Here is a 19,504-nt window from a genome sequence, read left to right as displayed (position 1 = left end):
AGCGGCATCTTCTGAATTTTCATTCCTTCATTCCAGTAACCGATCAGCTTGCAGCTGGCGGCATTGGAGTTGGCGTCGGTTTGGCATAACCGGTGCTGTATTTCTCGTCGATGGCAGTCCGGATATCCGTCAAACTCATGCCCTCGCTGCTCATTTTTGCAGATTCTACGGCGATGTCCAGGCACACTCCGCAGCGGGTACCATGATCATCCCATACCACGGTCCCATCCTCTTGAATCTCATCGATAAAACAGTTCAAGTTACTCTCATGACCGGCACTTTCCCCGCACCCGCAATAGCAAGGAATATATTTCAGCACATCACTCACTTGTGCAGACAGCGCATAAATCGTTTGAAGTTCACTGGTCTGATTCTTCAAAAAATCAGGCAGCTCGTCAATGGAAGCCGTCGCCTCCTGAATATCCCCGTTCGTCAGCTGAGTCTGGTGCCCATGCTCATGCGCCGCTTCCGCAGCCTGCCCATTTGTGACCTGCTCCTGGACGCTTTTTCCCGAACAGCCGCTGAGCAAAATGCCAACAGACAGCAGCAGGATGACAAACCGTTGTTTCCCTGTTCTCATCACTTTTATCCTCCAATTAACTAGCGGTCGCAGGGCTGTTGCTCAGCCGTTCCGCTATTCTTCGCGTCGTAGTCTCTGATTGTGGGCGATCTTCGATTCGTTCCCCTGCTCGGTTGCCTGATAAAACACCCTGCGGGAGAGCTCCTTCGGTAAATAATCCTGCTTCACGTAATGGCCTGGATAATCATGCGGGTATTTGTAGCCGATATGTCCCAATTTCACGGCTCCCTGATAATGTGTATCACGCAGATGAAGCGGAACCTCTGCTGATTTCACCTCATCCATGGCCGACATGGCACGGGAGATGGCGGATACAACGCTGTCCGATTTCGGGCTCTCCACTGCAAACAGAATCGCCTGGGCGATATTCAGTTTCGCTTCCGGCCAACCGTTATTCCGGTACGCATCCAGCGCACTTACCGCCTGCACCATCGCTTGCGGGTTGGCTAAGCCGATATCCTCACTGCTGGCGGCAATCAAACGCCGAATGAAAACCATCGGATCCATCCCGAGCTTTTCAACCGCGTACAAAAACCAGAACAGTGCCGCATCACTGGACCCCCGAATGCTCTTATGAAAGGCTGACAGCACATCATACTGTGTGGACTCATCGGCACGCACGATGGGCCTGCGAATCGATTCCTCCGCAACATCCAGCGTAATATGGATCGTACCGCTGGCATCCGGAGGCGTAGTCATGGCTGCCAGCTCCAGCGCATTCAGCGCGCGCCGGATATCGCCGTTCGCCATGGTTGCAATGTGATCCAGCGCTTCCTCTTCCGCTCTGAGATCCATAAATCCGAGGCCTTTGTCTTGATCTGCCAGAGCACGCTGCATTGCAATCATGGAATGCTCCTTGGTCAGCGGCTGAAGCTGGAATAAGGTCGATCGGCTCATCAAGGCCCCATTCACATAGTGGTAGGGGTTCTCGGTCGTAGCACCGATAAATATAATCGTGCCGTTCTCAACGGCGGGCAGCAGCGCATCCTGCCTGGAACTGTTAAAGCGATGAACCTCATCCAGGAACAGTATCGTTTTGGTCCCATACAGACTGCGGTTGCTCTGAGCCTGCTCAATGACTTCCCTAACGTCCTTAACGGACGCCTCCACCGCATTAAGGCGAACGAAATGTCCCTTGGTTTGCTGGGATATGATATGGGCGAGGGTTGTTTTGCCGCAACCCGGCGGGCCATACAGCAATATGGAGGAAACCTGATCCGCCTCAATGGCCCGCCTAAGCAGCTTGCCCGGTCCAATAATATGTTCTTGTCCTATATATTCATCAAGCGACGAAGGGCGCATGCGATCGGCCAGCAGCCGGGAATCCCGGTCCCCTTCACGCCCGATACTGAATAAATCCATTGCTACACTTCCTTGTCTGATATCAATGCAATCCTAAGCCGGTTTTAATAAAATCCGTCACGCTCTATCATATCATATTCGATTTAACTGTGCCTGTGGAAGGCAATGACTTCATAATTTGTTGATCTGGTAACACCGATGAATATCTGCTTGCTTTGACAAAAAGTCAAACTTTTATCTTTCAAAAGCGTTTAAGATTAAGCAACGTATGATTAGAATCAACCACGACCGGAGGATATGAAATGAACCGTAAACCTGTACGAAAGAAAATAACTCTGATCATCCTGCTGCTTGCCGCTTTCTCTATTCTCATCGTTTGGACTTTGATTCGATTTATCGATCAGTTGGGTTCCTCCTACCAAATGCTTGGATAAGCGCAGCAAAAAGCCTCGTCGGGATGAGCACATGAAGCATGCATGTATCACCCCAAAGAGGCTTTTTTTCTGTTAATTTCGATCACCCTAACATCCGTGATGTTACATCATTACTCCACAGGCCAACCATTGACAGTAATCTCTGACGTTTCCGTCATGACATAGGAAGGCAGCGGCTCTCCATGCAGCAGCCACAGCTCATGCAATGCCCGGGTGCAGCCCACATACATTAGCTTGGCATCCCAAGCTTTCTCCGCATAATGTGCCGCATCCGCATCCGCCACGACAACGGCATCAAACTCCAGCCCTTTGGACAAATACACAGGGAGAATGGAATAGCCGCCCTGATAGGTTCCTTTGTTGCCATCTATCAGGTTCAGGTCGGGCCAATCGGGACTTAATTGCTCATGTAAATCTTTCGCTTCCCGTAAGGTGCGGGTAAGTATCGCAACGGTCCGGTATTCTTTGGAGATGAGCGTATCCAATGCCCGTGCTAAGTCACCTGTTCTGGAGTCCTTTGAATCATATGGTATAAGACGGACGGCATCGCCGCTTCGGAATACGGGTACAGCCAGCAGGTCACTGCTGACCCCCTTCTCCAGAATGTCGTTAGCAAATTCAATAATCTCCATCGTGGAACGATAGCTGCGCGTCAGAGCAAAGTAAGCCGTCTCCTCTTCCTTGAAGAGGGAGCTCATCTCTTCCCAAGCATGAACGCCACGATACGCATGGATACCTTGCGATAAATCACCTAATATCGTGAAAGAATGTCCTCTCACGAACAGGTCCAGCACGGCTACCTGAAATGGAGAGAAATCCTGCGCTTCATCAATCACGATATGGTCAAACCGCTGATCCCCGGAAATATCATTCAGCAGGCAGTGGAAATACAGCAGTGCCGGGAGATCCTCTTCCCGGATCACGTTTTTCTTCAAATCTTTGCGCGTTGCAGCAAGCACGCCAGACGGGATAAGGGCCGACAGCTCTTCAAACCACGTACCGGCCGCTTTAGCCGCACCGAACAATTGTTTATATAATGAAACCGGCTCGAACTTCGGCCATCGATTGCCATAAGCCTTTTCGCGTTGAGCCGCCCTTTTCTTCCGTTCTTTCATCACGGCTGCCGAAGGGGACTTCTTCAGCTCCATTTCTACCCAGCGGTGTAATCTTGCCAGCAGCCGTTCCTTGCGCTTCGCTAACGGATAAGGCTTATATTCCTGGTAGAACCATTCGGATATCGTCTCCTGTTTTAGAACGGCTCCATCCCATGGGGAGAAATCGTCAACAGGGAGCGCCTCGGTTTCTAACGATTCCACACAGCGTCGGATAAGCTCCATTAGCCTTAGTGAACCTTTGTAGCGGCCGCTGACATTGTCATCAATGTCCGGCGTTCCCTGCCCTGGTTCTGTCTCAAACCATTGATTCAGCGTCTGCGCATGATCTTCCGAGGAGAGCTGAATATCCAGTAACTCCGAAGCCCAGTCGCCGAATGTACGCTGCTGAATGTCGCCAACCCCAAGCTCAGGCAGCACATCGGATATGTAATCCAGGAACATCAGGTTCGGCGCAAAAATAATCATTTTCTCCGCAGTAACCTGCTCCTTGTACTGATAGAGCAAATAAGCCAATCGGTGCAGCGCTACCGTTGTCTTGCCGCTTCCCGCAACCCCTTGGATAATGAGGGCGGTGTTTTTCGCTGCCCGGATGATTTTGTCCTGCTCGGCCTGTATCGTAGATACGATATCCCGAAGCCGGTTGTCCTTGTTTTCCCCGAGACGGTAGACCAGGAACTCATCGGATACAGCGGGTCCGCCGCTATCCCGATTGTACGTGTCGGAGACCCGCTCCAGGATCTGCTTACGGATTACAACGTTGCGTTTCAGATACACAAGACCTTCGATGATTCCTTCGGGTGCTTCGAATGATGCTGGATCGGCACCGCCCGTAAACGAATAAAAAAGACTCGCGACAGGAGCGCGCCAGTCAATCACCATCGGATGATCCCCGGCATCTGCTTTATCGAAGCCTATCTTCCCAATGTAGAGCGGTTTCTTCGCTCCGTTTCCGTTTTCTTGAAAATCCAGCCTTCCGAAGTAAGGCTCCGGCAAACTTTTGGCGAGGGCTTGCCGTTTCTCTTCCCGTCCTGCTTCGAGCACCTGCTCCGTAAAATCATGACCCGTGTATACGGGAATGCCGCGCAAACGCTCAAGTTGACGGTCAATCTCGACAATAACCTCGTTTAGCCTTGACTCTTCTTCTTGATAGGCACTTTGAAAAGATTCTGACACTTTCAGTTACCTCCTAAGAAACATATTATTTTCGCATCGGAATTCTGGCTTTATAAATGACCGCGACACAAAAGGAGTTTCATTGTAGCACAACTTGCCTGGATATACTAGCACAGCTCTGCCGCATGAATTACGCAGTGCTTGTTCAGCTACATAAGCATTCCTTCAATCGCAGCAAAAGACGCAGCATCCCCTGTTCGGATACTGCGTCTTTATATATTTTTAAATTTTTGCGGCTGTTGCTAAAAGCCTCGTTTACAAGGATACACCGCCTTTTTCGAGCAGCTCTTTCACGGTTACGCTAACCATGATCAGACCGGCTACAGGAGGAACAAACGCATTGCTTGCCGGCGGCTGTTTCGCCTTCCGAATCTCGGGTGCATTCTCGGGCACAATCTTCTCCGTAACGTCCTTACGGGGTTTCATGGGCTCCTCTAGAGAGAATACCACCTTGACCCCTTTTTTGATGCCGTCTTTACGCAGCTTCGTGCGCACAATTCGGGCAATCGGGTCCATGGAAGTTTTGGATATATCAGCTACCTGGAACTTCGTTGGGTCCATTTTGTTGGCTGCACCCATACTGGAGATGATCGGAATGCCGCGCCGCAGGCACTCCTTAATCAGATGCACTTTATAAATAATCGTGTCCGAAGCATCGATCACATAATCCAGCTCATACTTGAACAGCTCTTCATACGTCTCTTCGGTGTAGAACATGTTCAGCGCAATCGCTTCACACTCCGGATTGATCAGTTTAACCCGATCCACCATCAGATCGGCTTTCTTCTGACCCACCGTTGTGGTTAACGCATGGATCTGACGATTGATATTGGTGATGTCCACCACATCTTTATCGATCAGAATGATGCGGCCAACCCCGGTACGGGCAAGGGCTTCCACCGCGATGGAACCCACGCCGCCAATACCGAGCACAGCCACCGTACTGTTCTTCATCACTTCAAGGCCCTCAGGGCCGATGGCTAATTCCGTTCGGGAAAACTGATGCAGCATAATTCAAGCAACCTCCTTTATCGAGAACACCTGGCTTATTTCTCGTCGCCCGGCTTCTTGGCAAGTTTGATATGCAGCTGCTCCAGCTGTCCACCGTCCACTTGGGAAGGAGCATCCATCAACAGATCCGTTGCGCTGGCCGTTTTCGGGAATGCAATCGTTTCACGCAGGTTGGTGCGCCCTGCAAGGAGCATGACCAAACGGTCAAAACCGAAGGCGATTCCGCCATGCGGAGGCGTACCGTATTCAAACGCGTCCAGCAGGAAGCCGAACTTCTCATGAGCCTCTTCCGGCGACAGTCCGAGTGCGGCGAACATTTTTTCCTGAATCTCTCGCTGATAGATCCGCATAGAACCGCCACCGACTTCATACCCGTTCAACACGATATCATAGGCTTCCGCGCGTACGGCAAGTGGGTCCGTGTCCAGCAGCTCCAGATCTTCGTGTTTTGGACGGGTGAACGGATGATGCTCGGCTACATAACGCTTCGCGTCTTCGTCATAGCTGAGCAGCGGGAAGTCCAGCACCCAAGCAAATTTGTATTCGTTATCGTCAATCAAACCAAGCTGACGTCCGATTTTCAGACGGAGTGCACCGAGAACATCCGCAACCACTTTTTTGTTGTCAGCGGAGAACAGCAGCAAGTCACCATCTTCGGCTCCCGTACGTTCTCTTACGGCTTCAATCTCCTCTTCGCTGAAGAACTTCACGATAGGCCCTTTGAATTCGCCTTCCTTCACTTGAATCCATGCAAGACCCTTCGCTCCGTAACGGGCGGCATACGGTCCCAGATCGTCAATCTCTTTACGGGTCCAAGTACCGCAGCCCTTAGCGTTCAAACACTTCACTTCGCCGCCCTTTTCGATGACGGAAGAGAATACTTTTACACCGCTGTTTGCTACGATATCGTTCATTTCGATCAATTCCAGACCGAAGCGAAGATCCGGCTTATCCGAGCCGTATTTGCTCATGGCTTCAGCATGACTGATACGCTGGAACGGCGTTGCAAGCTCGACACCTACGGTTTCTTTGAACAGCTTCACCATCAGCTGCTCCATCATGGTCAGCAGATCATCACGTTCCAGGAAGGACGTCTCAATGTCGACCTGGGTGAACTCCGGCTGACGGTCAGCCCGCAAGTCTTCGTCACGGAAGCAGCGCGCAATTTGGTAATAGCGCTCAATTCCGCTCACCATGAGGAGCTGCTTGTAAATTTGCGGGGATTGCGGAAGCGCAAAGAATTCGCCTGAATGTACGCGGCTTGGCACAAGATAGTCACGTGCGCCTTCCGGCGTGCTCTTTGTCAGAATAGGTGTTTCCACATCCACGAAGCCTTCCCCGTCAAGGAAGTCACGGAAAATTTTTGACGCTTTCGAGCGCAGCATCAGCGTTTTCTGCATCTCCGGACGACGCAGGTCCAGATAACGGTATTTCAGGCGAAGCTGCTCATCTACCTCCACACCGTCCTCGATGAAGAACGGAGGTGTTTTTGCTGCGTTCAGCACTTCGATGTTAGTCACTTGAACTTCAATCTCGCCTGTTGGCAGATTCGGGTTGAACGTTTCAGGATCACGCTTTACGACTTTACCGGATACAGCCAGTACAAACTCGCTGCGAACTTTGTCGGCAACTGCCAAAGCTTCGCCTGAGAAATCCGGATTGAATACAATCTGCATAATGCCGCTGCGATCACGAAGATCGATGAACAGCACTCCACCCAAGTCACGGCGGGTTTGTACCCAGCCGTTCAGTGTTACATTTTCTCCAATGTGCGCGGTTGTCAGGTGACCGCATTGATGCGTCCTTTTCATCGGTTATCATTCCCCTTTAGTATAATTAAGTCGCTAAATCACGACGATTAAACAAACTCTTGAACCAGACTATCCAATTTCACGATGCGCTGCTCGCCGGTTTCCATCGACTTCAGAGCGATTTCTCCGCGCGCCAGTTCATCATCGCCCAAAATGGCGGCATATCTGGCCTGCAGACGGTCAGCAGATTTCATCTGGGCTTTCATTTTGCGGCCGAGATAATCCCGTTCTGCAGATACGCCCTTGCTGCGCAGCTCGTAGATCAATTTTGCCACTTCCCGCTCAGCCGCTTCGCCCAGCGCCACCAGGTAGACATCCAGCGGCTTCGCAGCCGACAGGTTGACGCCTTGATGCTCCAGGATCAATAGAATCCGCTCAAGACCAATCCCGAACCCGATACCCGGCTGATCCGGTCCACCGATCTGATCAACCAGTCCATTAAACCGTCCGCCTCCGCCTACCGTGTCAATTGCGCCGATCCCCTGTGCTTTGAATTCAAATGCGGTGTGCGTATAATAGTCCAATCCCCGAACGAGTCTTGGATTGATCTCATACTCAATGCCCATGGCATCCAGATATCCTTTTACTTTCTCGAAGTGTGTGCTGCACTCCTCATCAAGGCTATCCAGGATCGAAGGAGCATCATCGAACTTCCCTTGATCCTTCTTGCAATCCAGCACACGCAGCGGGTTGCGCTCCATTCGTGATTGGCAGTCCGAGCACAGGCTGTCTTTCATCGGCTCCAGGAAGGCCAGAAGTGTGTTTCGGTAAGCCGCCCGAACCTCTGGCGTACCTACAGAGTTAATCTCCGCTTTAACTCCGTTAAGCCCAAGCTCCTTGTAGAAGCTGTATCCGAGTGCAATAACTTCGGCGTCAATGGCCGGTTCCGCAGTCCCGAACACCTCTACCCCGAACTGATGGAATTGACGGTACCTGCCAGCCTGCGGCCGCTCATAACGAAACATCGGCCCGATGTAGTACAATTTGGATACGTCAGGTTCACCATAGAGCTTGTTTTGCACATAAGCCCGAACGACGCCAGCTGTTCCCTCAGGACGCAGAGTCATGCTGCGATCCCCTTTATCCTTGAATGTGTACATTTCCTTCTCCACGATATCGGTGGTTTCACCTACCCCGCGTTTGAACAGTTCGGTCTGCTCAAACATCGGCGTGCGAATTTCATGGTAATTGTATCTCCGGCACAGATCCCGTGCCTTCTCCTCGATAAACTGCCATTTCTCGACGGCTCCAGGAAGTATGTCCTGCGTGCCAGTCGGCTTTTCAAATTTCTCGTTTGCCATCTTCATCCCTCCACGTCCTTTGACATCTTCACGACTGAACATGTCCATGCCTTGATCTGTGTTATAAAACCAAAAAATCTCCCGCCCCGCTGTCCTAAGACAACAGGGACGAGAGATGTTCATGACGATATCACCCGTGGTACCACCCACATTCCGGATATGACACGCGTTAGGGCGTGTTCAAGCATCCGCTTCATCCGTTTAACGCCCGGCCGCGCAGTTCGGCTACTGTCTATCCCACCGGTTAACCGGTGCTTGCTTCGCCGTCTGTTCTCGGGGAGGTCATTCGTCCACTCATCAAGCGAATCCTTACAGCCAGGGGATTCTTCTCTGGTCTTGTGGGGATGGAGTACTTGTTCCCGTCATGAAATCTGTTATTCATAAAATATAGTATACCCAAAACATTATATTTTTAGATTCTAATGAACCGCCGCACTAAAGTCAAGAAACTTTGTAGAATTTACCCGAAAAAAGAAAAAAACCTACAAACCACTGTTGTAGGTCCAAAACATATATTATATAAAAAAGGGGGTCATGCTGTTATTATAAACAGCGAATATTAAAGGAACATTGAACAAACATTACAGTTATATTACAAGCGAGAAAGCGCTTTTATTTAAACGGCTTCAAAGGGGCTGCTCCAATGACGGAACAGCCCCTTTACGTTAATGGGATATGCCTTCTTCGCTTGCTGCAATCATTATCATCCAATAGGACTGCAATGCCAGGCTATCCTTTATTATTTAGTCAAAACGCTCCACGTAAGCGTTATTTGCCCGCAGATCATGCACAATCTGATCGTAATCCTCGTCCCTTACTTTAACGGACAATACGTATCTCAGATCATCATAGTCGCGGTCCGTCACATCCGCCTCGCGCCAGCCGTCTCCGTTCATATCATCGCTGTCAGGCCGATCCTCTGCCCGGTCGCGGCTTGCTTCCCGCGAGCCCACAATGACGCCTGGAGCGCCTACTACTCCGCCGGGTGCACCCATCGTCGTGGCACCCGCAGTTGCTCCGCCTGTGCCTGAATTACCCCAAGGCACGAGCGGGACAAGAATATTCCCTCCCCCTCGAACCGAATCCTGCAGCTGTCCTACCTCAAGCTGCTCGGTGCCGTAGGTCAACAGTGTCGTCCTTGCGCCCTCGGCGTCGTCTTCCGTTCTGAAATAGGCTTGAATTTGTCTAGACATGTCCATTCCTCCTTTTTATCAACCAACTTGTTTGAAAGAGCGGTATAACATAGACAACCCATACAGCTATTTTTCCGTTACAGTGCCTTTAGCAGCTCACGCACGAAGGCTGGCTCGTCTTTCGGCGTTCGGGAAGTAATGAAGTTTCGATCTACGACCACTTCTTCATCCTTAAAGGTTGCGCCAGCGTTCACCATATCGTCCTGAAGCGGAGGATAGGAAGTGATGGTGCGTCCCTTCAGCAGATCGGCACTTGCGAGAATTTGCGGCCCATGGCATATCGAAGCAATCGGTTTGCCTGACTTGTCCGCTGATGTGACGAACTGCAATATATGGGAATCCAGACGTAAATTTTCCGGAGAAGATCCACCTGGAATAACCACCGCATCATAATCGTTTATATTGACGTCGTCAATGGCCTTATCCGTTGTATAGGAGGCCTTGCCCTGTTTGCCCTTTACCTCTTGTCCTTGTTTCAATCCAATGATATCTGCTTGATGTCCCGCTTCCTTCACGGCATCATAAGGAGTCTTCATCTCGGAATCTTCGAATTGGTCAGCTAGTAGAAATGCAATTTTACTCATCTGGCATATCTCCCTTCATGATTGTCCTCGATTTGTTATTACCCTGTAATGTCTTTTTTATAACAGTGGAATTATTGAAGCGGGTAAGGGGGTGCCTTTTTAGAAGGGAACAGAAAAAGCCCGAGTTTATCTCACCCAGGCTCTGCTTATCAATGCAATATCATCCTTATTCACTGCGGCTATATTCTAGGATCTCGGCAGCTGTTTCCGAATATTTCCCTTAATGTTTCTTTCCTGTGCCGGTTCCTCTGAAACAGCAACCATGCGTTCCATGCTGGCTGCTTCCCTTATGTCTCCTGAACCGACCAACACAGGCAAACTGCTCCATATCGAGAATTTGGGGGATTGACGCATAGGCAGCATGACTCCTTTTCCAAAGAGAATAATGGACCTGCGATTACTCACACAGGATGCCCCATCTCTCTGATATCATGCATTTGCATATGCGATTCTAGATTTATGACTTGCTGTCGATAATCAGCGTGACGGGTCCCCAATTGGTCAGCGACACATCCATCATCGCTCCGAACACCCCTGTCTCAACCTGCAATCCCTTCGCCGAGAGCTCACGATTAAAGAACTCGTACAAGGCATTGGCTTCATCCGGCTTTGCCGCAGCCATAAAGTTTGGTCGTTTTCCCTTCCGGGTATCGCCATATAGAGTGAATTGGGAGACAGAGAGAATGGCTCCGCCAACGTCCTGAACACTGAAATTCATCTTTCCGTCCTCATCCTCAAAAATCCGCAGCCCTGCCACCTTGTCGGCAAGATATTTGGCATCCTTCTCTTCATCGCCGTGGGTCACACCCACAAGCACCATCAAGCCGGCTCCAATCTTGCCAACAACTTCATTGTCGACCGTCACTTGTGCATGCTTGCATCGTTGAATAACAACTTTCATATCGGAATATCTCCTTATCTCCATATAATAAAACGGCCTGTCTCCCGCAGGATAACAGACCGCATTCATATAATAATCCGTGCTGTCATGAGGCCCGGGCCCCCTTAACAGAACGACCATGCCAACATTCCAATCACTGCATGATTCGATGAACGGTATATACATCCTTTACCCGCTTGATCCGTTCCACAACGGATTGGAGGTGATCCGTATTGCGTATTAAAATCGTCATGTGGATCATCGCCATCTTATTCTTGTCGGATCGACCGGTTACGGCAGATATATTCGTCTTGCTCTCTGACACGGCCTGGAGGACCTCGTTCAGCAATCCGTTACGATCGTGACCGGTCACTTCGATATCGACGCTGTAATTAGCCTCAATGGTCGATTCCCATTCAACCTCAATCACACGTGCGGCATCTTCGCCTTCATCCGTAGTTGGCAGGTTCGGACAGTCCGATCGGTGAACCGATACCCCGCGTCCCCGGGTAACATAACCGACAATGTCGTCTCCCGGGACAGGATTACAGCATCTCGCAAATCGCACAAGCAGATTGTCTATGCCCCTCACCCGTACCCCGTTGGTCGGACGGCTGCGTTTCTCTGCCGGCTTGATCTCCTTCATCTCAGAAGTCAATTCAAGCTGATTCGCTTCCTCCTGCTCCTTGCGGAGCTTCTCGGTCACTTTGGTGCATATTTGTGCGGCGGTGATACCCCCAAAGCCAACGGCCGACAACATATCCTCAATGTCATTAAAAGCAAACTTCTTGGCCGCTTCCATTAATTTATCATCGGTCATCCATTCGGATACCTCAAGACCCAGACGCTTGATCTCGCGCTCCAGCATCTCGCGTCCCTTCTCCACGTTCTCTTCCCGCTTCTCTTTCTTGAACCACTGCTTGATTTTGCTGCGGGCGTGAGAGGATTGGGCAATCTTCAACCAGTCTTGACTCGGGCCGTACGAATGCTTCGAGGTCAAAATTTCCACGATATCGCCGGTCTTAAGCTGATAGTCCAGCGGAACGATCCTTCCGTTAACCTTGGCACCGATGGTGCGGTTTCCTACTTCCGTATGAATCCGGTAAGCAAAATCAAGCGGTACGGAGCCTGAAGGCAGCTCGATGACTTCGCCTTTGGGTGTAAATACAAAAACCAAATCAGAGAAAAAGTCCATTTTCAAAGATTCTACAAACTCTGAGGCATCCTTCGTTTCATGCTGCAGCTCTAATATTTCACGGAAGAACGTCATCTTGTTGTCGAAGCTGCCTCCGTTGCCTCCTGAGCCTTCCTTGTAGGCCCAGTGTGCCGCGATACCGAACTCTGCCGTACGATGCATCTCCCAGGTGCGGATTTGAACCTCTGTCGGCTCCCCGTTCGGTCCAACCACGGTCGTGTGGAGGGATTGATACATATTTGTTTTTGGCATGGCGATATAATCTTTGAAGCGGCCAGGCATCGGCTTCCAGAGAGTATGAATGATGCCGAGCGTAGCATAACAATCCTTGATGTTGTCCACAATAATGCGGATTGCAAGGAGATCGTAGATTTCGTTGAATTGCTTGTTCTTTACGGTCATTTTCTTAAACACGCTGTAGATATGCTTGGGTCTGCCGGACAGATCGGCTTGAATACCCATTTCATCCAGCTTCTCCCGGATACAGACAATGACGTTGTCGATGTACTGCTCCCGTTCAGCCCGCTTCTTGTGCATTAAATTCGCAATGCGGTAATACTGCTGCGGATTCAAGTAACGAAGCGCGATGTCCTCCATTTCCCACTTGATCGCGGAAATACCGAGACGATGGGCAATCGGGCAGAAGATCTCTAGTGTTTCATAGGAAATGCGACGCTGGCTTTCCTCGGACTGGTACTTAAGAGTGCGCATATTATGAAGACGGTCCGCCAGCTTAATCACGATCACCCGGATATCCCGTGCCATCGCGATAAACATTTTACGATAATTTTCGTTTTGCTGCTCTTCCTTGGACCGGAATTGGATACGTTCTAATTTAGTCAACCCATCCACCAGCATTGCACACGTATCCCCGAAGCGCTCGCGAATCTGCTCAAGTGATACAGTTGTATCCTCAACGACATCATGAAGCAGTGCAGCAATAATAGACAACGTGTCCACCTGCATGTTCACCACGATGTCTGCAACCGCAAGCGGATGAAGAATATAAGGTTCTCCCGATTTCCGCACTTGTCCGTGGTGGGCTTGCTCCGCAAATACATACGCTTCCTCAATGCGGAGAAGATCGGGTTCTTTTATATAGGCGCTGGCCTTTTCGAGTAATCGCTCTATGCCCATTTTGGAGTCCTTCTCTTCCCTTTCTATATAAAATGGAACCCGCCCTTGTCAAAACGTGCAGGTTCCCTCGTGATTGTTTTCCTATCATTATGACGCTTGTGGCGTTATACGTCAACATGTGCAGCATCCTGACACTTATAGTATGCCCGTTTCCGGCGCGGAGACATCAAAACTTGACATGAATTGGATATTTTGACGAACTATAAAAATTATTGTTGAAAAAACGAACGATTGTATTTAATCTATTAAAGATCGTACGCGAACGGTCCTATATTTAAAGTCCTATAGAGGAGTGAAATGGTTTGCAACGTGAAATTCAAGTAGATGAGAAACTTCCGTTTGGTCCAGGCTTCCTTCTGAGTCTGCAGCATTTGTTTGCCATGTTCGGAAGCACGGTGCTTGTACCGAACATATTCGGCGTGGACCCTGGCATGATCCTGCTGATGAACGGTATTGGTACACTGCTCTACATTTTCTTATGTAAAGGAAAAATCCCGGCCTACCTCGGCTCCAGCTTTGCGTTTATCTCGCCGGTTCTGATCGTACTGGCCGGTGACCCGGAAGCCAACTATGGCAAAGCATTGGGAGCCTTCATCGTCACGGGGATCATCTTCTGTCTTGTGGCTCTCATCGTTAAATATGCAGGAACCAAATGGATCGACTTCGTATTTCCGCCTGCGGTTATGGGTGCCATTATCGCGATGATCGGACTTGAGCTTGTTCCTGTTGCTGCTGGCATGGCCGGCTTTTTGCCGGAAGAGGGACAGGCCATTGATCCTAAAATCATTACCATCTCGCTCGTTACGCTCGGCGTCACGGTATTCGGTTCCATCCTGTTCCGCGGCTTCTCCAAAATCATTCACATCCTGATCGGAATCGTAGTCGGGTATGCACTCTCCTTCGTTCTTGGAGTGGTAGACACAGAGAAAATTGCGAATGCAACCTTCTTGTCAGCACCGCAGCTGACCACACCGGTGTTCGATAACGGAGCGATCTGGACCATCATTCCGGTTGCGATCGTTGTTATCGTTGAGCATATTGGCCACTTGCTCGTAACCAGCAATATTGTGGGCAAAGACCTCTCTAAAGATCCCGGCCTTCATCGTTCACTGCTTGGCAACGGTATATCCACTATCCTGTCCGGGTTTGTAGGCTCAACACCGAATACCACCTACGGTGAAAATATTGGTGTCATGGCGCTTACAAAGGTATACTCAATATTCGTGATTGCCGGAGCAGCCGTTATTGCGATCATACTCTCCTTCTCCGGAACGTTCTCTGCCGTTGTAGCGAACATTCCTACACCCGTAATGGGCGGCGTATCCCTGTTGCTGTTCGGAGTTATTGCAGCTTCCGGTCTTCGAATCTTCGTTGAGCAAAAGGTCGATTTCTCCAAAGCAAGCAACATGATTCTGGCTACACTGGTGTTGGTAACAGGAATTAGCGGCGTAACTTTGAAGATCAATACCGTCGAACTGAAGGGTATGGCATTGGCAACCATCGTAGGTGTCGTTATGGCTCTGCTCTTTAAAGTATTCGAAATTACCGGTCTCTCCAATGAAAAAAATGATGGACCGATCGTGGAGAAAACACCAGATTGATTTCATCATAACTGGATCTCAAATCAAAAAACGCCCTGAGCTTATAGCTCAGGGCGTTAATATTTCCCGGGAAAATCAGGAAGATCTTTGTCGTTTACTCGTATTTCATGAGTGTAAATACATCGATTCCATCCAGCTTCGAACGGCCATTCAAATCGGCAAGTTCGATCATGAAGGCAGCTCCAACCACATTGCCGCCCAATTGACGGATGAGGTTAATTGAAGTTGCAATGGTCCCGCCAGTTGCAAGGAGATCATCCGCAATCAGAACATTTTGCCCCTTCTCGATGGCATCGGTATGCATCGCCAAGCGATCTTTTCCATACTCGAGGTCATATCCCACTTCAATCGTTTCGTATGGAAGCTTTCCGCTTTTGCGAATGGGAGCGAATCCGACTCCAAGGGCATACGCCAGCGGTGCACCCACGACAAATCCGCGAGCTTCGGGACCAGCTATCACATCGATCTTAAGATCGGACACCATGACCTTCAATTCTTCGATGGATTTGCGATATGCCTCACCGTTCTTCAGCAGTGTGGTAATATCTTTGAAGCTGATCCCCGCCTGCGGAAAATCGGGAATGACACGAATATAATCTTTAAAATCCAAAATAATCTCCTCCTGTATGGTTGCGGCTAAGATACACCTTTTGTGCGGGACATCATCCACTGGGTTAATTGTTCGGTACCGGCATGAAGCAGATGCTGCTCCATATCCGCCAAATCGCTTAATTCCCTGAAGTGACGGGAAGCATCCAGCGGTTTTTTCTCCGGCTTCGGTATAAAAGTAATTTGTCCCTCGACACGCTGAATGAACGCCAATTCTTCAAACACGTCCAGCACTTTGACTAACATGCGTGGAGACAAGGAAGCCTGCTGCTGCAGACGCGCAACAACCTCGTTCTCCGGCATGGGACTGGACGTCATTCCAGCGAGTGAAACGTACAGCTTTTTAAACTGTTCCCGGTCCGGAATTAGCAATCGTTCACGCTGACTCCGGGTCGGATGTAACATGAATATATTGGGAACGGAATGGAAGGCTGACATGAACCCATCCAGCTGTTCAGCCGTCTCCGGTACGTCCAGTACGAACAAAACGGAAATGTCTTCTTGATTGTGGTTCTCAGCAATTTCATTATCCGGCAAGACGCCAGCATTCCTATCATATACCCAAAGGCACATATCATACAATTGGGTTTTTATTTCCGGGTGTGAATCTTTTGCGTATACCACTGCCGAACGGGCAGCCGGACAACGGAGATGCGGTTCCAGATCCGCTCTCCACCTCTGAATTTCTTTCAAAGGCTCTTGGATTCCCCGATAATCAAATACCTGCTGATAGGAGGCGCGAATGTCCTGAATCATCAGCTGCACCTTGCGGCTGCCGTTCCATTCATTCACGGAGAGCTCTCCCAACACGTCCACGATAGTACCTACGGGCAAAATATCGGCAAGATGCCCCCATCCAAATGAGATGGCATCCATCACTTCCCGCTTCTGCTGGATACGAAGCTTCAGGTGTTTTCCTTCCTTGCCGATTTTCCGAACATCCTTAATGACAACATCACGAAAGACAATCTTTGGTACAGCATTCGCCATCCCAAACGGTCCTAACTGTTCGATTTGCTCCAAAACAGGCACAGATATCTCCGACATGCTGGCTTCGAGGTCTGCATCACATACGGCAATGAGATGCTCTGCATCAAGTGCTTCTTCTGCATACACATGAAGTCCCCGTTCAAACTCTTCCAAGCGGTCCCGCTGGAGGCTCATGCCGGCAGCAGAATGATGACCGCCAAAATGGTCCATCACGTCCCGACAGGAGTGTAAAGCCGCATAGATATCGAATCCTGGAATCGAACGGGCAGAGCCTTTGCAATTCCCCGTATCGGGGTCAATCCCGAGTATGACAACAGGTCTGTAGAATCGCTCCAATATTTTGGAAGCCACAATTCCAACAACACCAACATTCCAGCCTTCACCGGCCAGCACGATGACGGGAGGAATCTCCCGCCCTCCCCAGCGGGTCTGCACCATTCCAAGGGCTTCCTCAACAATGGTCTCAACCACTTGCTGCCGTTCCTTGTTCAGTCCATCCAGCTCCCAGGCTAAACGCTCCGCTTCTTCCCTGTGCTCTGTTGTGAGGAGCGTAACCGCACGACCTGCATGATCGAGGCGGCCGCTGGCATTAATTCGTGGTGCCATAGAAAAAGCCACGTTTACTGCGGTTACCTGCTCCACGTGAACCCCCGATACCTCGAGCAAACATCGAATGCCTTCATAACGAGTGTTCCGCATCGATTCAATTCCGTGCTTCACCAGCACCCTATTCTCTCCAGTGAGTGGCATCAAATCAGCTATCGTCCCGATGGAAACGATCTGGAGCCATTCCTCAGGCGGCTCCCCCACAAGAGCCTGAGCCAGCTTGTACGCCACGCCTACGCCCGCCAAACCCTTAAAAGGATAAGGACATGTGGGAAGCTTCGGGTTGATCAGTGCATAAGCCTCAGGCAGCGTCTCAGGCGGCTCATGATGGTCTGTGACAATCACGTCGATGCCCAAGCTGTTCGCGTACGCAATTTGCTCGACTGCACTAATTCCCGTATCTACGGTAATCACCAAACTGACCCCTTGTTGATGGGCCCAATCCAGTGCATGATTATGTAAACCATAACCTTCATTGGAACGATGAGGTATATAAATATCATAGGATGCGCCCAAATGACGCATCAGATGAATCATCAACGATGTGCTGGATACTCCATCTGCATCGTAATCGCCATAGATCAGAATATGCTCACGATCCTCCAGCGCTTTGCGTATTCGCGGTACTGCCTCTTGCATTCCCTGCATGAGAGAAGGGTCATGCGTCAGCTCAAGTGTACCATGTAGAAATCTGTGTCCATCCTCGGCCGATTGTATCCCCCGCGAAGCCATAAGTGAAGCCACAATGGGCGACAACGACAGGTCCTGAGCCAGCCTATCGGTGATTGATGACTCTGCCGGGTGTATTCGCCATTCGTATTTGGAATACAGCACAGGGACTCACCTTCCTTTTCCTGCCTTTTTCCTGCTGTCTTAGCCTGTAACTCATCCGTTACTGCGTCAGTGTCGGCATATCATTGTCCATCAAGTCATAATTCGATTTATACGGATAACCCGGTTCATAGGGAACTACGGCAATCTTGGCATCCGTAACCTGAATGAAGCGATGGGTTAAAAGCTTTCGGATCCGCTCGGCAATTTCCTGTGCCTCCAATACGGAAGTACGCGGATTCACGGTGATTTTCACCTCGATGTTCACATGGCGAAACTGTCCGTATTCCTGAACTTTCAGTTCCGTGACCGTTATGACACCGTGCACACGCTGAATCGTATCCATAAACTCCGCTTCATGCTCATGTCGCTTCTCTTCTAAAAGCGTTCCATAAACGGAATGAACGATCAGTATATACCCTTTTCTCACTACGAGACAAGACACAATAAGAGCTGCAATCGAGTCCATGTATACCAGCGGAGCCCATTCGAAATAAAAGCCTCCCATGGAAAGAGACACCCCGACCAAGACCGTAAGAGAAGAATATAGTGCGAATCGGTGGTCAGCGGACAGCATCGCGTGCCTTGGATCATTGTTTCTTTTGATCTGCCGGTATTGGTACTGAAATACGGCTTCATTTACTGCCAGTGAGACAAGGACTGCAATTATTGCGCCTTTGGTTGGCGGCTGGAGGTTGCCTGATGCCATGTGCTGAATGGCTGAAATAGCAATTTGGATGCCGCCCATAATAAACAATACGGCAAACAAGATCGAAATTACTGGCTCCGCCGTTTCAGGTGCATCCCGTTTGCTCCGAATGGAACTCTTATAGCCAAAGATTCCTGTGCTTGGCATCCGGTTCACCAATAAAGTTACTGCGTTCGCCGCAGAGTGCATAGCATCTCCGATTAGAGCCTTGCTGCCGGATAAATAACCGACAATGCCTTTGCACAATGCCAATGCAAAATCAGTTACAATCCCTGTCCAGACGATAGTTTCGGTATGATTCAATCGTTCATTGTTCACTTGAGGCCCCCCTCAATCGTGTCCAGTCAATCCTGCACATGATCATGCTGTTAACTTTAGAAAGCCGCGTCGCCTACGACGCGGCTTTCACTTGTATAGGATCTCTGCTGTCTAGATTGCAACG

17 protein-coding genes are annotated in these 19,504 nt (G+C 49.9%); 2 read left to right on the top strand and 15 right to left on the bottom strand.

Annotation, left to right across the window (positions count from 1 at the left end; all coding sequences use genetic code 11):
* Positions 1-43: 43 nt before the first annotated feature.
* Both PGL02S_RS22140 and PGL02S_RS22135 read right to left on the bottom strand, forming a co-directional pair.
* The gene (locus PGL02S_RS22140; protein WP_036644821.1) at positions 44-580 is read right to left on the bottom strand and encodes a PCYCGC motif-containing (lipo)protein; all 537 of its coding nucleotides are present in this window, start codon (positions 578-580) and stop codon (positions 44-46) included.
* A gap of 54 nt (positions 581-634) precedes the next feature.
* Positions 635-1,942: a replication-associated recombination protein A gene (locus PGL02S_RS22135; RefSeq protein WP_036644823.1), complete on the bottom strand. Its 1,308-nt coding sequence runs from the start codon at positions 1,940-1,942 to the stop codon at positions 635-637.
* A 242-nt stretch (positions 1,943-2,184) separates the two neighbouring features.
* Between PGL02S_RS22135 and PGL02S_RS28900 the strand changes: the two genes are divergently transcribed.
* Positions 2,185-2,316 (top strand): hypothetical protein, encoded by a 132-nt coding sequence (locus PGL02S_RS28900; protein WP_255308661.1) that lies wholly within the window; start codon positions 2,185-2,187, stop codon positions 2,314-2,316.
* Between the two features lie 110 nt (positions 2,317-2,426).
* Here the strand turns inward: PGL02S_RS28900 and PGL02S_RS22130 are convergent, their stop codons facing one another.
* From PGL02S_RS22130 to PGL02S_RS22090, 10 genes are all read right to left on the bottom strand, one after another.
* Positions 2,427-4,604, bottom strand: a complete 2,178-nt coding sequence (locus PGL02S_RS22130; RefSeq protein ID WP_036644826.1) for a HelD family protein — start codon at positions 4,602-4,604, stop codon at positions 2,427-2,429.
* A 255-nt stretch (positions 4,605-4,859) separates the two neighbouring features.
* Positions 4,860-5,615 (bottom strand): tRNA threonylcarbamoyladenosine dehydratase, encoded by a 756-nt coding sequence (locus tag PGL02S_RS22125; RefSeq protein ID WP_006208854.1) that lies wholly within the window; start codon positions 5,613-5,615, stop codon positions 4,860-4,862.
* Positions 5,616-5,650: 35 nt separating this feature from the next.
* Complete coding sequence (aspS, locus tag PGL02S_RS22120) at positions 5,651-7,426, bottom strand: aspartate--tRNA ligase (protein ID WP_036644828.1); 1,776 nt, start codon at positions 7,424-7,426, stop codon at positions 5,651-5,653.
* Between the two features lie 47 nt (positions 7,427-7,473).
* A complete protein-coding gene (gene hisS / locus PGL02S_RS22115; RefSeq protein ID WP_036644829.1) occupies positions 7,474-8,727 on the bottom strand; it encodes a histidine--tRNA ligase in 1,254 nt (417 codons plus the stop codon).
* A 244-nt stretch (positions 8,728-8,971) separates the two neighbouring features.
* Positions 8,972-9,109 (bottom strand): hypothetical protein, encoded by a 138-nt coding sequence (locus PGL02S_RS28550; RefSeq protein ID WP_167666160.1) that lies wholly within the window; start codon positions 9,107-9,109, stop codon positions 8,972-8,974.
* Between the two features lie 361 nt (positions 9,110-9,470).
* Positions 9,471-9,920 carry a hypothetical protein gene (locus tag PGL02S_RS22110; RefSeq protein WP_006208852.1) on the bottom strand — a complete coding sequence of 150 codons (450 nt, stop codon included), beginning with the start codon at positions 9,918-9,920 and terminating at the stop codon, positions 9,471-9,473.
* A 77-nt stretch (positions 9,921-9,997) separates the two neighbouring features.
* Entirely contained in the window at positions 9,998-10,504 is a 507-nt protein-coding gene (locus PGL02S_RS22105) for a type 1 glutamine amidotransferase domain-containing protein (RefSeq protein WP_036644831.1), read from the bottom strand.
* A gap of 186 nt (positions 10,505-10,690) precedes the next feature.
* Positions 10,691-10,909 carry a hypothetical protein gene (locus tag PGL02S_RS22100; RefSeq protein WP_127502952.1) on the bottom strand — a complete coding sequence of 73 codons (219 nt, stop codon included), beginning with the start codon at positions 10,907-10,909 and terminating at the stop codon, positions 10,691-10,693.
* 52 nt (positions 10,910-10,961) lie between these two features.
* On the bottom strand, positions 10,962-11,405 hold the full coding sequence (gene dtd / locus PGL02S_RS22095) for a D-aminoacyl-tRNA deacylase (RefSeq protein WP_006208849.1): 444 nt from the start codon (positions 11,403-11,405) through the stop codon (positions 10,962-10,964).
* A gap of 133 nt (positions 11,406-11,538) precedes the next feature.
* Positions 11,539-13,716, bottom strand: a complete 2,178-nt coding sequence (locus PGL02S_RS22090) for a RelA/SpoT family protein (RefSeq protein ID WP_006208848.1) — start codon at positions 13,714-13,716, stop codon at positions 11,539-11,541.
* 302 nt (positions 13,717-14,018) lie between these two features.
* On the opposite strand from PGL02S_RS22090, the gene uraA reads away from it, so the two are divergent.
* Complete coding sequence (uraA, locus tag PGL02S_RS22085) at positions 14,019-15,317, top strand: uracil permease (RefSeq protein ID WP_036644832.1); 1,299 nt, start codon at positions 14,019-14,021, stop codon at positions 15,315-15,317.
* A gap of 94 nt (positions 15,318-15,411) precedes the next feature.
* Here uraA and PGL02S_RS22080 read toward each other — a convergent pair whose 3' ends face one another.
* The 3 genes from PGL02S_RS22080 to PGL02S_RS22070 are packed head-to-tail and all read right to left on the bottom strand — an operon-like array spanning position 15,412 to position 19,380.
* Positions 15,412-15,927, bottom strand: coding sequence for an adenine phosphoribosyltransferase (locus PGL02S_RS22080; RefSeq protein ID WP_006208846.1), 516 nt, complete (start codon positions 15,925-15,927; stop codon positions 15,412-15,414).
* A 26-nt stretch (positions 15,928-15,953) separates the two neighbouring features.
* Positions 15,954-18,356, bottom strand: a complete 2,403-nt coding sequence (recJ, locus tag PGL02S_RS22075) for a single-stranded-DNA-specific exonuclease RecJ (protein ID WP_036644833.1) — start codon at positions 18,354-18,356, stop codon at positions 15,954-15,956.
* 58 nt (positions 18,357-18,414) lie between these two features.
* Complete coding sequence (locus tag PGL02S_RS22070) at positions 18,415-19,380, bottom strand: cation diffusion facilitator family transporter (RefSeq protein ID WP_006208844.1); 966 nt, start codon at positions 19,378-19,380, stop codon at positions 18,415-18,417.
* Between the last annotated feature and the right edge of the window lie 124 nt (positions 19,381-19,504).

Origin of the sequence: Paenibacillus glucanolyticus NBRC 15330, from assembly GCF_004000885.1 — a bacterium.
GTDB lineage: Bacteria > Bacillota > Bacilli > Paenibacillales > Paenibacillaceae > Paenibacillus_AQ > Paenibacillus_AQ glucanolyticus.
Note: the sequence above shows the minus strand (reverse complement) of the source record. Positions and strands in the feature narration are given on the sequence as shown.